The following is a 13,338-nucleotide window of genomic DNA, read 5'->3' as shown; positions in this document are numbered from 1 at the left end:
AAGCTTTCGACCAGAGTGCTGATCACCATCAGGTGGCCGTCCACCGCCAGGAAGATCAGCATCGCCAGCATGTTCAGCAGGCTGGCCAGCACCATGGTGTTGCCGCCGCTGCTGGGATCGAAAAAGGAAGCGAACGACAATCCCATCTGCAGGCCGGCATAGTCGCCGGCAGCTTGTACCGCGGCAAACACTAGCCGTATCGAAAACCCCATGGCGGAACCGATCAGCACTTGCTGGATCAGGATCCAGACGCCGCCGGCCGAGACCAGCGGCACCGCCGGCATGGCGCCCAGGGTAGGGGCGATGGCGATCGCCAGCAATGCGGCCAGGCCGACCTTGACCTGGCGCGCCACGTTTTTTTCACCGAAGATGGGAGCTGCGCTGATCAGGGCCAGCATCCTGACGAAGGGCCACACAAACGCTACTATCCAGGCGCTCAGTTGCGCGGACGTGACCGACAGGACCGGCGACATCAGCCAACCAGCTGCGGAATGCTGGAAAACAGCTGGCGCATGTAGTCCAGGATAGAGTTCAGCATCCACGGCCCGGCGATGACCATGGTGGCGCATACCGCCAGCAGCTTGGGAATGAACGACAAGGTCATTTCATTGATCTGAGTGGCGGCCTGGAACAGGCTGATGATCAAACCGCTGACCAGGGCCACCAGCAGCAGCGGCGCGCCCAGCAGGAGCGTCATTTTCATGGCCTGGTAGCCGAGCGTCATTACCGATTCGGGAGTCATTTTTTGCGGGACCTCAGGTATAGAAACTTTGGGCCAGGGCGCCGATCAGCAATTGCCAGCCGTCGACCAGGACGAACAGCATCAGCTTGAACGGCAGCGAAATGGTGGCCGGCGGGACCATCATCATCCCCATCGACATCAGGACGCTGGCCACCACCAGGTCGACGATCAGGAACGGGATAAAGATGGTGAAACCGATCTGGAACGCCGTCTTCAGTTCGCTGATGACAAACGCCGGCACCAGTATCCGCAGCGGCACTTCTTCCGGCCCTTGCATCTGCGGCGCCTGGGCCAGCCTGGCAAACAGCGCCAGGTCGCCTTCGCGGGTCTGTTTCAGCATGAACTGCTTGAACGGCTGGATGCCGCGCTCCAGCGCCTGTTCAGCGCTGATCTTGTTGTCTGAAAATGGTTTGTAGGCGTCGCTGTAGGCTTTGTCGAATACCGGCGACATGACGAAGAAGGTCAGGAACAGCGCCAGCCCGACCAGGATCTGGTTAGGCGGCGAACTCTGGGCGCCGATCGCGGTGCGCAGCAAACCGAGCACGATGATGATGCGGGTGAAGCTGGTCATCGCCAGCAGCAGTGCCGGCAGGAACGAGAGCGAAGTCAGCAGCAGCATGGTCTGGACGCTGAGCGACCAGGTCTGGCTGCCGCCGGGGCCGGTGGTGCTGGTGATGCCGGGCAGCGCCTGGGCGGCGGCGAGGGCAGGCAGCAGTGTCAGCAATAGCGCTGTCAGCAGTTTGCGGTGTTGCGCGAAGAAGGAGAGAGGACGCATTCTGCCAATCGGTTCTAATGGGTAAATGGTGTGCGGCTGGGTGCGATATTGAGACGGGCCTATTTGCGGCCTAGCGACTCTCGCAGTTTTTGCGCAAAGGCATTGGCGGCATTGCCGGCAGCGATAGCGCCTTGCCTGATCGGCAGCTTGGGGTCTTCCGGCATTTCCTGCGCAGGCATGGCGTGCAACGATTGAATCCGTCCGGGAGTCACTCCCAGCGTCAGCCAGGTGCCGCCGATTTCGACTACCACCACCCGTTCGCGCTGGCCGATGGCGGTGCTGGCGACCACCTTGACCAGGCGGCCGCTGTTGTGCTTTTGCAGTCCCAGCCTGCGCGCCGCCCAGGCGCAAAGAAAAATCAGCGCAAGCACCACCGCCAGGCCGGAAGCCGCCTGCAACAGCCCGGCCGCGCCCCATGACGGCGTGGCCGGCACAGCGGTTGCGGCAGGCGCGGCGATCATGGCAGAGGCGGGCAAGGCTACGCATGCCAACAGCAGCAGTGCGCGCCGCACCATGGCCGGGAATTTCATCGGTTCAGCTTGTGTATGCGTTCGGACGGCGTGATGATGTCTGTCAGCCGGATGCCGAACTTGTCGTTGACGACCACCACCTCGCCCTGGGCGATCAGGTAGCCGTTGATCAGCACATCCATCGGTTCGCCGGCCAGGCCGTCCAGTTCGACTACCGAACCTTGCGCCAGCTGCAGCAGGTTCTTGATGGTGATCCTGGTGCGCCCCAGCTCGGCGGTCATCTGCACCGGGATGTCGAGGATCATGTCGATATCGGTCTTGGCGACTTCGGCGGTGTCGCCGCTGAGCGGCTGGAACACCTTGGCGGCGGGCGCCGGTTCCGGCGCCGGCTGCGATGCGGCGGTCTGGGCAGCGAGCGCGCTGGCCCAGTCGTCAGCGGCTTCGGCGTTTGGGTCCGGCTTGTTTTCGTCACTCATGTTCATTCCCTTTTAAATCACCTTCGCGGTGATTGATCATTTTTTCTACCCGCAGCGCATAACGGCCGTTGGAGGTGCCGTAGCCGCATTCCATCACCGGCACGCCATCGACCTTGGCCACGATTGTTTCCGGCATTTCTATCGGCAGGACGTCGCCGACTTTCAGTTTCAGGAGCTGGCCTATGGTCGACGGGATGTTCATGAAATCGACCTTCAGCTGCACATCGGCGCTTTGCACCTGCTGCGACAGCTGCTTGACCCAGCGCTTGTCGACTTCGACCTCGTCCTGCACCGGGTTGGACAGCAGGTCGCGTATCGGCTCTATCATCGAATACGGGATGCAGATATGCAGGGCGCCGCCGATGGGACCGAACTCGATGTGGAAAGTGGTGTTCACCACCACTTCGTTGGGCGTAGCGATATTGGCGAACTTGGTGTGCATCTCCGCCCGCACGTATTCGAATTCGAGCGGATAGATCGGATTCCAGGCGCTGCCGTAACTGTCCAGCGCCAGGTTCAGCAGGCGAGTGATGATGCGCTGTTCGGTCTGGGTGAAATCGCGACCCTCGACCCGCATGTGGAAACGACCGTCGCCGCCGAACAGGTTGTCGACCACCAGGAACACCAGGTTCGGATCGAACACGAACAGCGCCGTGCCGCGCAACGGTTTCATGTGCAGCAGGTTGATGTTGGCTGGCACCGGCAGGTGGCGGATGAATTCGCTGTACTTCTGGACATGCACCGCGCCTACCGAAATGTCAGCGCTGCGGCGCATGAAATTGAACAGGGAACTGCGCAGCTGGCGCGCAAAACGCTCGTTGATGATTTCCAGCGTATGCATGCGGCCGCGCACGATACGTTCCTGGGTGCCGAGATTGTAGGCCTGCACGCCTTCCGGATTCGGAGCCGGCGCCGCGGCGGCATCGGTCTCGCCGGTGACGCCTTGCAGCAGTGCATCTACTTCGTCCTGAGACAGTAGCTGTTCATAAGCCATAGCTGGGTCTCGGTTTTACTGCACCACGAAGGCGGTAAACAACACATTGATGATGTGCTGCGGCGGCTGGCTGCTGGCCAGGGGTTTGTTCAATGCCTTGAGGATTTCGGCGGCGAGCTTGCTCTTGTCGTCGGCGGTGATCAGTGAATTCGGATCGCGGTTCGACAACAGGCTGAGGATGCGGCTGCGCGTCTCCGGCAGGTACTCGACGATCTGGGCCTGGCTTTTGGCGTCCGCCACTTTCAAGGTCAGGCCGATATGCAGGAAACGATCGCGGTCGTCCGCCTGCAGGTTGACGGTAAACGGATCGAGGGCGACAAAGATCGGCGTTTCCGGGACCGGCGCGGCGACGCTCTTGCTGGCTGGCTGCATGATGGTGAAATAATAAGCAGCTCCGGCCGCGGCCAGGGCGGCGGTGAGCACGATCAGGATCAGTCCAAGCTTGCTTTTTTTAGGTGCTGCCACTGCTTCGTTGGTGATGGTTGCCATGGGTTTTTCCTGCATCAGATTCCAGCGTCCATTCTTTGCCAAAAAGGCCTCGAACCATCTGCTGATATAAAGGGAGAAAGCGCTTCAGATCCTGCATTTGTTGCGCCCGGAACTTCTATTTTTTTTTCTGTCAGGCAAAAATATCCACCTTGCCGTTGCCGTTCCTGCCGGCGGCGGCAGCGTTGCGCTCCGCTTTTGCATTCAGTTCGCTGACCGTTGGACCGGCCTGGAACTGGCTGCCCGATCCCCTGTGGCTGCCCTGGTGCTGGGTAAATGCCCCTTGCTGCTGTTGCTGCGGTTGCTGGGCATCGGCGCTGACCGATGTGTTGCCCAGGCTGATGCCGCTTTCGGCCAGGCTGTTGCGCAGCTGCGGCAGGGCGGCTTCCAGCGCCGTGCGCACCGACTGGTGGGCGGAAACAAACATGGCTTGCGCCTGGTTGTCGCTGATGGTCAACGTGACTTTCAGCGGCCCCAGGTCGGGCGGGTTGAGGTGCAGCTCCGCGCTCTGGTTGTTGGTATTGCCCATCCAGACGACTTGCTTGCCAAGCGCCGCCCCCCAGCCGTCGCTGCCGATCGCCGGCAACAGCGCCAGCTTGACGGCAGCCGGCGGCGGGCTGGCTGCGGCTGTGGTTGCCGCGACCAGATTGTGCGCTACCGCCGGATTCGCCTGCGTCGTGACGGCGAGGTCCGGCTGGCTGCCGGCGGCTGCCTTGGTCGTGCCGATCTCATTGCCATTCGTATTGGCGCTGACGCCTGCTGGTCCGGCCGTGGTCTTGACCGCGGCCAGGCTGTCCTGCCGTTCTGGTTTTTCCAGCTGGTCGTGCTTGTTTGCGTGGGCATCATCTTGTGTTGCTTGCTGGCCGGCGTTGCTGGCTGTCCCAACCTGGCTGGCCAGCTGCTGCGCATTTTGCGTCACATTGGCGTATTCGCCGCTGACGCTTTCCTTGCGCGCCGCGGCGTTTGGCCTGGATGGCGCAGCGTCAGCGGGGCCGGTTTGCGTCGCTAGCTGAGCCGGGGCAGGCAGGGTCGTTCCAGCCGGGGCAATGTCCGCATCAGGAGTCTCTGCGGCTACGGTTGATGCAGCTGCGACAGCAGGTTTGCCGCCAGCGGCGGCAATTGCCGCGTTGAGCTGGCCCGCTGCCGCCGATGGTGGCGGGCCATCGCTGCCGGATTGCGGATTGGCCTCAATAGCTTTCACGCCAGCCTGCGGCAAGACCAGGAAAGCCAGAGCCGGTACGGCGCCTGGATCCTGCTCCTTGTCGCTGCTCGCCTGGCGCCGCGGCGCTGCGCGGTCGGCTGGCTTGGCGCTGCTTGCCGCCTTTTCAGCCGGCTTGTCGGCGCTGGCCAGTGAACGGTCCAGGACCTTGCCAAAGTTATCGGCGCCGTCCTGCTGGGCATTTGGATTTGAATTCGTATTATTGACGGCACTGCCGGCTGACGGCGCGGCTTGCAGGGCAGCAGTGCTGGATGAAACAAGTAAAGACATGGCGATTCCTTGATTGATTATTCTGCCGCGGCGAGCATGCGTTGCCGGAACTGGCGGGCAGCGTGTTCGTCGCTGCTGCGCTGTTCGCGTTTGTTGACCAGTTGCGCCTGCTGCTGCCGGGCGCGCTCGGCCAGCGTGTCGAAGGAACTCAGGCGGCGCTTGTTCTGCTGCCAGTCGCTGCGCCCATGCGCCAGCCGCGAATCGGCCTGGCTGGCGACGGCGCGTTGCTGCTCGATGGCGCTGTCCAGCGTGGCGATGAAATGCTGGAAATTGCGCCAGCGCGAAGACGGCAGGCCGTCCTGCATCTGGCTTTGCAGCTGGTCGTAGTATTCCTGGCGGTAGCGGATCAGCATCTCCAGCTTTTCGGCGGCGCCGATCTGGGCGCGCAGCAGCTGCCCCAGGCGGCGGCTGGCTTCATCGGTCTTGTTCTGGGCCAGTTCAATCAACATGGCGAGCGGTAACGTGTTTGACATGATTTCCTCTCAGGCTTTGCGGCTTATCTTTATATTAACGGCGGCTTTCAAGAAAAATATAGAGGTCATGCCCACGCGATCTGTTTAATCCGCCTGAAACAATTGTTCCAGCTGCGTGACTGCTTCCAGGTAGCCCGCGCGTTCAGCCATTCCTTGCTGCAAAAAAGCTTCGATTTTCGGATACAGTGCAATCGCCTTGTCCAGTTGCAGGTCATGCCCCGCGGCATAGGCGCCGACGCTGATCAGGTCGCGGTTGCGCTGATAACGCGACAACATCTGCTTGAAGCGCCGCACCGCATCGAACTGGTCCGGTTCGATCAGGGAAGTCATGGCGCGGCTGATCGAGGCTTCGATGTCGATGGCCGGGTAGTGGCCGGATTCGGCCAGGCTGCGCGACAGCACCACGTGGCCGTCGAGGATCGCGCGGGCAGCGTCTGCAATCGGATCCTGCTGATCGTCGCCCTCGGTCAGCACGGTATAGAAGGCGGTGATCGCGCCGCCCTTGCCGCTGGCGTCGCGGGCGCCGTTGCCGGCGCGTTCCACCAGCGCCGGCAGCTTGGCGAACACCGAGGGCGGATAACCTTTGGTGGCCGGCGGTTCGCCCACCGCCAGCGCGATCTCGCGCTGGGCCATGGCGTAACGCGTGAGCGAATCCATGATCAGCAAGACATCCTTGCCCTGGTCGCGGAAATATTCCGCCAGCGAGGTGGCATAGGCGGCGCCCTGCAAGCGCAGCAGCGGCGAGGTATCGGCCGGGGCGGCGACCACCACCGCCCGCGCCAGTCCTTCCACGCCCAGGGTGTTTTCGATGAAATCCTTGACTTCGCGGCCGCGTTCGCCGATCAGGCCGACGATGATCACTTCGGCGCTGGTGTAGCGCGCCATCATGCCGAGCAGCACGCTCTTGCCGACGCCGGAACCGGCAAACAGGCCCATGCGCTGGCCGCGGCCGACGGTGAGCAAGGCGTTGATGGCGCGCACGCCAACATCCAGCACGCTGTCGATAGGCGCGCGCGCCAGCGGGTTGATGGGGGCCGCCGAGAGCGGCACTTCGCGGCTGAAATCCAAAGGACCGAGGCCGTCCAGCGGCCGTCCGGCGGCGTCCACCACCCGTCCCAGCATGCCGGCGCCGGCCGGCAGGCGCTTGCTGCCAGGTTCGGCCGGCGGACTGCCGTTGCCGGCCGCGGAAGCGATTTCGAGCGGGTAGACGCGCGCCCCGGGCAGCAAGCCTGCGACTTCGGTTTGCGGCATCAGGAACAGGCGGTCGCCGGCAAAGCCGACGACTTCCGCTTCGGTGGTGCGTTGCGCATAACCCGGCGGCAGTTCGATCAGGCAGTCGCTGCCCACCGGCAGCCGCAAGCCGACCGCTTCCAGCACCAGGCCGACGGCCCGGGTCAGGCGGCCGTAGGTGCGGATCGGGATGCTGCGGCCGACACCTATGCTGGCGTTGCCAAGCGTGACGCGCCAGGCTTGCAGGTGGCGGTTATTGACGGGCAGCTCGGCGCCGGCCAGGTCGCGGCTGCCGCTCATGGATTAACCTGGCTGCGGCCAAGTGCAGCCGCCACCCGCTGCCAGCGGGTTTCCATGGTAGCGTCCAGCTCGCCGCTGCTGGCTTGCACCCGGCAGCCGCCGCGCGTGACGGCAGGGTCGCTGCGCAGCAGCCAGCCGGCGGCTTGCAGGTCTTCCGCCAGGTACTGCTGCACCAGCGCCATATCGTCGGCATGCAATAACAGGCGCGGCGTACCGCTCAGCGCCGGTTCGGTCTGCAGCAGCTCGCGCACCGCGGCCAGGATCAGCTGCGGTTCTACCGCCAATGCCTGGCGCACCACCTGCTGCGCGATATCCAGCGCCAGCGTCAGCAAATCGTCGGCCAGTTCTTTTTCCGCCTGGCGCAGGGCGTCAGGCATGGCCAGGCTCAATGCGTGCAGGCTGCGGGCTTCGTTTTGTGCGATTTCCAGCCCGGCGCGGTAACCTTCCTGCCAGCCTTCGGCGTGGCCTTGCCGCAGGCCTTCGCTGGCGCCGTCTTCTTGCGCTTGTTGGCGCAGGCGCTGTAATTCGGTTTCGTCGATCAGCAGTTTCGGTTCCAGCTCGGCCAGCGCCGGCTCGGCCGCGAGCGCTGCTGGCGCTGCCGGCGCTTCTGCATCAGTGTCAGCCGCCAGCTGCATGTCTGCCATTTCCCAGCGCTGCCAGGCGCTCATCTGCGGTTTTGGCTGGCGCTGGCGGCTATCAGCTTGAGTAGCATCAGACATAAGCATCGTTGCCCTGGCCGCCGATCACGATTTCGCCGGAGTCCGCCAGGCGCCTGACGATCTGCAGGATGTTTTTCTGCTCGCTCTCGACTTGCGAGACCCTGACCGGGCCGCGCACTTCCAGGTCTTCGCGCAGCATTTCGGCGGCGCGCTGCGACATGTTACGCAGGAATTTCTCGCGCAGTTCCGGCGCCGCTCCCTTGAGCGCGATGATAAGGGATTCCGATTCGACTTCCTTGAGCAGCAGCTGGATGCCGCGGTCTTCGATTTCCAGCAGATTCTCGAACAGGAACATTTCGTCGATAATCCGCTGCGCCAGGTCGCCGTCGTGCTCGCGCACGTGCTGGATCACGCTTTCTTCCTGGGTGCTGCTCATTAGGTTGAGGATTTCCGCCGCCGCCCTGACGCCGCCCAGGCGGCTGCGTTTGACGCCCTGGCCGGACAGCAGGCCGGACAGTACGTCGGTCAGTTCGCTGAGCGCCGCCGGCTGTACGCCGCCGAAGGTGGCGACGCGCAGGATCACGTCGTGCCGCAAGCGTTCGGTGAACAGCTCCAGCACCTCGGACGCCTTGCTGCGGTCCAGGTGCACCAGCAGGGTGGCGATGATCTGCGGATGCTCGTCGCGGATCAGCTCGGCTACTTCATTGGCTTCCAGCCAGTTCAGGGTATCGATGCCGTTGGTGGAATTGTTGCCGGACTCGAGGATGTCTTCGATCAGGCTGGCGGCGCGGTCGCTGCCCAGCGCCTTGTTGAGGACGGCCCGTATGTAGCCGCTGGAATCCAGGTTAAGCGCAGAGAACTGCTCTGTTTCAAGGCGGAACTCTTCCATCACCTCGGTGATCTGTTCGCGCGTCACCTGGCGCAGCTTGGACATCGCCATGCCGAGCTTCTGCACATCCTGCGGGTTCAGGTGCTGGAAGACGGCGGCGGCGCCGTCCTCGCCCAGCGACATCAGCAGGATGGCGCTTTTTCTGGTTCCGTCGTCACTCATTGTTGCCCATCCAGTTCTTGATTACCATGGCGACCAGGCGCGGATCTTTCTCGGCCAGGCTCTGTGCGTGCTGCAGGTTGTCCTGATGGCGGTCAGCCTGGCGCTGCCTTGCTTCTTCGCTCAGCTTGACCTGCTCGGGCGACTGTTCTTCGGCAGCCTTGACGGTTGCCGCTGCTGCCGCCGATCCGGCGCCTTGCGGCCCTTGCAGGTGTTTGCGCAGCAGCGGCCGCAGCAGGCCGAACCAGAGCCACAGGGCGGCGATGGCCAGCAGCAGGTACTTGCCGACGCTCTTGGCCAGCTCGATATTGTCGGCCTGGCGCCACAGTGGCAGTTCCGGCTCCGGCGCATCGCCGGCAAACTGGCTGTTCACCACATTCAGCGAATCGCCGCGGTCGGCGCTATAACCCATTGCTTGCTTGACCAGGTTTTTCACCTGTTCCATTTCGGCCGCCGGCAGCGCCTGCGCGGCTATCTTGCCCTGGGCATTGGCCGCGCCGCGGTAATTCACCACCACCGCGACCGACAGCCGTTTGACCGCGCCGGCGGCTTGCTGCACGTGGCTGATCGAACGATCCACTTCGTAGTTGGTGGTGACGTCGCGCCGCACGCTGCTGGGGCCGCCGCTGCGCGCGGTGTTGCTGGCGACGGTGTTGGCGGCATTTGCGCCAGCGGCCCCCACGGCCGGATTTGCCTGCGCCGCGGCTGCTCCCGGCTGGTTGGCAGGAGCAGTGCTGAGAGGCGCGGTCGGATTGATCGGCGGCTGGTTCGACAGGGCTCCCGGAACGCCGCCCGGCGGGCTTGCTCCTTGCTGATTAGCGTCGCTCGACTGCTGGCTGCGGATGGCGGCCTTGGCCGGATCCTGGTTGGGACTGTATTTTTCGTCGGTATGTTCGACTGTCGAAAAATCGATGTCTGCCGCGACCTGTGCACGTACGTTGCTGGCGCCGACTATCGGCTGCAGGATGGCTTCGATGCGGCGGATATAACTCTGTTCGATTTCCTGCGCATACTTGAGCTGGCTCGCATCCAGGCCGCGGTTGCCGGTGGCAGGCGTGGAGAGCAGGTTGCCGCTTTGGTCGACTATCGTGACGTTCTTGGCGTTCAGTTCCGGCACGCTGCTCGACACCAGATGGGCGATGGCGCTGACCTGGCCGTCGTCGATGGAGCGTCCGCGGTGCAGGGTGAGCACCACCGAGGCGCTGGGTTTCTGCTGGTCGCGCACAAACAGCGAAGGTTTGGGCAGCGCCAGGTGGACCCGCGCCGCTTCTACCGCCGAAATCGATTCTATCGAACGCGCCAGCTCGCCTTCCAGCGCGCGCTGGTAGTTGACCTGCTCGGCAAACTGGCTGACGCCGAACTTCTGGTTATCCATCAGCTCAAAACCGACCGAGCCGCCCTTGGGCAAGCCTTGCGACGCCAGCCGCAGGCGTGCTTCGTGGACCTGGTCTGCGCCGACCAGCACCGCGCCGCCGCCGTCGGCGAACTTGTAGGGGATGTTCATCTGCTGCAGCGAGGCGATGATGGCGCCGCCGTCGCGGTCCGACAGGTTGCTGTACAGGACGCGATAGTCAGGCGCCCGACTCCACAGCCAGAACGCGGCGATGGCGGCCAGCGCGAACGAGGCGCCGATGATCAACGGCAGCTTCGGATTGGCGCGCAGCTGCTCCAGCAGCGGCGGCTTCCTGTCGCCGGCGAGGTTGGCGCCGGTTACGGCAGCATTCATGCGGCCACCCCGGATGACCACAGGCTGTAACCGTTGTTGGTGCTCGCTATGCGCTTCTGTGTATCTGACACAAGCTTTCCTTAGAATGGGATAACAGATGTCAACAAAGGTAAGCCGGATCAATCGAGGACGGCCTGTGTCGACGCTAATGATTGTCAACGGCGGGCGCGTATTTCGATCGCTTGAATAGCCGGGGTTTTCCCCATCATTTGCCGCTATGTAAAAAAATCATTGCTGTTACGCTGCCTGACAGCAGTGCAACGTTATCGGCAGGGACGGGCAGCGCATGGGCCGGATTCCAGGACGGTGGCGAGAATTCAAAAAAACGGAAAAGAGGTGGAATATGGCGATATCGGCGATCGAATCGGTATTACAGCAATTGACGGCGACGGCGCAAATCGCCGGCAGCGGCGCCGCGGCAGGTAGCGGCATCGCCGGCGGCGGTTTCGCCGACGAGATGAAAAAGTCGCTGGAGCGCATCAGCAACAGCCAGCAGCATGCGGCCGGCCAGGCTGAAGCATTCGAGCTGGGCAAGCCCGGCGTGTCGCTGAACGACGTGATGATTGATTTGCAAAAGGCGAATGTCGGTTTCCAGATGGGATTGCAAGTGCGTAACCGGGTGGTTGCCGCTTATCAGGAAATCATGAATATGCCTGCTTGAAAGTCAGTTTTGGAACAAGCATGTTTGGAACAAGGCGCTAGTTATCTGTTGCAGGATGCGGCCGATATCGAAAGTATTTTGCGCGAACTGGAGCGTCAGAACAGCAGCATGACCATGCGCCAGCTGGGCGGCGGCGAGAGCGTCGCCACGCGTCTGGTAGCGGTGGCGCTGGCGCATGACATTTTTATCCACGCCGGCGACGCCGACGGCAGCGGCGCGCATTACCTGCCGGGCGACCTGCTGTGCTTTGACGGCGCACTAGATGGAGCGGGGGTGCGTTTTGTGACCAGCGCCGCGCGCAACAGCGTCAGTCCGTGGCCGACGGCGCTGGCGGCGGCGCTGCCGACCTGCATTGCGTATTTTCCGCACCAGAAGTTTATCCGCATCGGCGTGCAGCCGGTCGAAGCCTGCGTAGTGCGCGCCAAGCGGCGCGACGGCAACGATTTTGTGCTCGATGTCCATGATTTGAGTGCGCGCGGCATCGGCTTGCGCTCGGCGTATGTATCGCTGCAGGCGCTGCCGGTGGGCACGGTGCTGCCGGCGGCGGTGCTGGATTTTCGTTCCTCCGGCCGGCTGCTGGTGGACTTGAGGGTGGTGTTCAGCCGCAGCGTACAGGGGCCGGATGGCGTCATCAACCACTTCGGCTGTTATTACGTCGACCTCGACCAGGCCCGCCAGAGCCTGGGCGGTCTGTTGAGCGCGTGAGTCGACGGCGGCGCTGCTTTATTTTGCGGCAGGCCCTAAATGTTTTCCAAGCAACTGCCGATAACCTGAATAACGGTGGCTTGCTTATCCCGGTTGTTGTTTGCCCGGGAGCGAGTCCAGCGTTACGGCGGCTTAGCCGGAACCCATAAACTTTAGCAACAGGAGTCATGCCATGTCTGTCATCAATACCAATATTCTTTCGCTGGTAGCGCAAAACAACCTCACCAAATCGGCATCTTCGCTGAGCTCGGCCATCCAGCGCTTGTCTTCCGGCATGCGCATCAACAGCGCCAAGGACGACGCTGCGGGCCAGGCGATTGCGAATCGCTTCACCGCCAACATCACCGGCCTGACACAGGCATCGCGCAACGCCAACGACGGCATCTCGCTGGCGCAAACCACTGAAGGCGCGCTGACTGAAGTCAACAACAACCTGCAGCGTATCCGTGAATTGTCTGTGCAAGCCGCCAGCGGCACCAATTCTTCCAGCGATTTGCAATCGATCCAGGATGAAATTACACAACGCCTGAACGAAATCGACCGTACTTCTTCGCAAACCGACTTCAACGGCGTCAAGGTGCTGGCATCGAACCAGACCCTGAATATCCAGGTTGGCGCGAATGACGGCCAGACTATCGGCATCGGCCTGCAAAAGATCGATTCGACTTCCTTGAAGCTGAACGCTCTGAACCTGGCCGGCCCTACAGGCGCGACAACGGCCATGACTCCTACCGGCAAGGACAATACCGGCGCCTCGACTGCTGTTGTCGCCGCCGGCTTTACCGCCGTCAACCGCGACACCAGCGGCACAGCGTTTACTGCGGCTCTGACGGATCTGTTTACAGATGCGCGCGGCAACAGCTATGTCAAGAACGGCGCTAATTACTACGCCGCCACCGTGACCGTTGCCGATGCAACCCAAGGCGCTACTGCCGCTACGCCGACAGCGACTGTCACGTACGACTCGTCGAAAGCGCTGACGGCAGCCAGCGGCAGCCCGCTGACAGCAATCGACAGCGCCCTGTCGCAAGTCGACAGCCTGCGCAGCTCGCTGGGCGCGGTGCAGAACCGTTTTGCTTCGACCATCGCTAACCTGGGCACCAC

16 protein-coding genes are annotated in these 13,338 nt (G+C 62.8%); 3 read left to right on the top strand and 13 right to left on the bottom strand.

Annotated elements, in window-relative coordinates:
• From JWQ61_RS11225 to fliF, 13 genes are all read right to left on the bottom strand, one after another.
• A partial coding sequence (locus JWQ61_RS11225) for a flagellar biosynthetic protein FliR (RefSeq protein ID WP_304360605.1) occupies positions 1–473 on the bottom strand: 473 nt, incomplete at its 3' end.
• Complete coding sequence (gene fliQ / locus JWQ61_RS11220; RefSeq protein WP_304360604.1) at positions 473–742, bottom strand: flagellar biosynthesis protein FliQ; 270 nt, start codon at positions 740–742, stop codon at positions 473–475. The genes fliQ and JWQ61_RS11225, both read right to left, overlap by 1 nt.
• A 13-nt stretch (positions 743–755) precedes the next feature.
• A complete protein-coding gene (gene fliP, locus JWQ61_RS11215; protein ID WP_304360603.1) occupies positions 756–1,517 on the bottom strand; it encodes a flagellar type III secretion system pore protein FliP in 762 nt (253 codons plus the stop codon).
• Positions 1,518–1,576: 59 nt separating this feature from the next.
• Positions 1,577–2,047, bottom strand: a complete 471-nt coding sequence (gene fliO / locus JWQ61_RS11210; protein WP_304360602.1) for a flagellar biosynthetic protein FliO — start codon at positions 2,045–2,047, stop codon at positions 1,577–1,579.
• Positions 2,044–2,463, bottom strand: a complete 420-nt coding sequence (fliN, locus tag JWQ61_RS11205) for a flagellar motor switch protein FliN (RefSeq protein ID WP_304360601.1) — start codon at positions 2,461–2,463, stop codon at positions 2,044–2,046. Before fliN ends, fliO begins: the two co-directional genes overlap by 4 nt.
• A complete protein-coding gene (gene fliM / locus JWQ61_RS11200) occupies positions 2,456–3,457 on the bottom strand; it encodes a flagellar motor switch protein FliM (RefSeq protein WP_014004944.1) in 1,002 nt (333 codons plus the stop codon). Before fliM ends, fliN begins: the two co-directional genes overlap by 8 nt.
• A 15-nt stretch (positions 3,458–3,472) precedes the next feature.
• Positions 3,473–3,946, bottom strand: a complete 474-nt coding sequence (fliL, locus tag JWQ61_RS11195) for a flagellar basal body-associated protein FliL (protein ID WP_061542229.1) — start codon at positions 3,944–3,946, stop codon at positions 3,473–3,475.
• Positions 3,947–4,076: 130 nt separating this feature from the next.
• Positions 4,077–5,432 carry a flagellar hook-length control protein FliK gene (locus tag JWQ61_RS11190; protein ID WP_304360600.1) on the bottom strand — a complete coding sequence of 452 codons (1,356 nt, stop codon included), beginning with the start codon at positions 5,430–5,432 and terminating at the stop codon, positions 4,077–4,079.
• 17 nt (positions 5,433–5,449) lie between these two features.
• Positions 5,450–5,905: a flagellar export protein FliJ gene (gene fliJ / locus JWQ61_RS11185; protein WP_304360599.1), complete on the bottom strand. Its 456-nt coding sequence runs from the start codon at positions 5,903–5,905 to the stop codon at positions 5,450–5,452.
• Between the two features lie 84 nt (positions 5,906–5,989).
• Complete coding sequence (gene fliI, locus JWQ61_RS11180) at positions 5,990–7,435, bottom strand: flagellar protein export ATPase FliI (protein WP_304360598.1); 1,446 nt, start codon at positions 7,433–7,435, stop codon at positions 5,990–5,992.
• Positions 7,432–8,154, bottom strand: a complete 723-nt coding sequence (fliH, locus tag JWQ61_RS11175; RefSeq protein WP_304360597.1) for a flagellar assembly protein FliH — start codon at positions 8,152–8,154, stop codon at positions 7,432–7,434. The genes fliI and fliH overlap by 4 nt, the downstream gene beginning before the upstream one ends.
• Entirely contained in the window at positions 8,147–9,145 is a 999-nt protein-coding gene (gene fliG / locus JWQ61_RS11170) for a flagellar motor switch protein FliG (protein WP_304360596.1), read from the bottom strand. Before fliG ends, fliH begins: the two co-directional genes overlap by 8 nt.
• Positions 9,138–10,868 carry a flagellar basal-body MS-ring/collar protein FliF gene (fliF, locus tag JWQ61_RS11165; protein WP_304360595.1) on the bottom strand — a complete coding sequence of 577 codons (1,731 nt, stop codon included), beginning with the start codon at positions 10,866–10,868 and terminating at the stop codon, positions 9,138–9,140. Before fliF ends, fliG begins: the two co-directional genes overlap by 8 nt.
• A 343-nt stretch (positions 10,869–11,211) precedes the next feature.
• Here fliF and fliE point away from each other — a divergent pair, with 343 nt between their 5' ends.
• From fliE to JWQ61_RS11150, 3 genes are all read left to right on the top strand, one after another.
• Positions 11,212–11,529, top strand: coding sequence for a flagellar hook-basal body complex protein FliE (gene fliE / locus JWQ61_RS11160; RefSeq protein ID WP_304360594.1), 318 nt, complete (start codon positions 11,212–11,214; stop codon positions 11,527–11,529).
• Between the two features lie 24 nt (positions 11,530–11,553).
• Positions 11,554–12,234, top strand: coding sequence for a flagellar brake protein (locus JWQ61_RS11155; RefSeq protein WP_167351362.1), 681 nt, complete (start codon positions 11,554–11,556; stop codon positions 12,232–12,234).
• 172 nt (positions 12,235–12,406) lie between these two features.
• The coding region (locus JWQ61_RS11150) for a FliC/FljB family flagellin (protein ID WP_304360593.1) at positions 12,407–13,338 on the top strand (932 nt) is incomplete at its 3' end.

This window comes from Collimonas fungivorans (genome assembly GCF_028292705.1).
In the GTDB taxonomy this organism is placed as follows: Bacteria; Pseudomonadota; Gammaproteobacteria; order Burkholderiales; family Burkholderiaceae_D; genus Collimonas; species Collimonas fungivorans_B.
The sequence above is the reverse complement of the archived record's forward strand: the minus strand, read 5'-3'. Positions and strand labels throughout refer to the sequence as shown.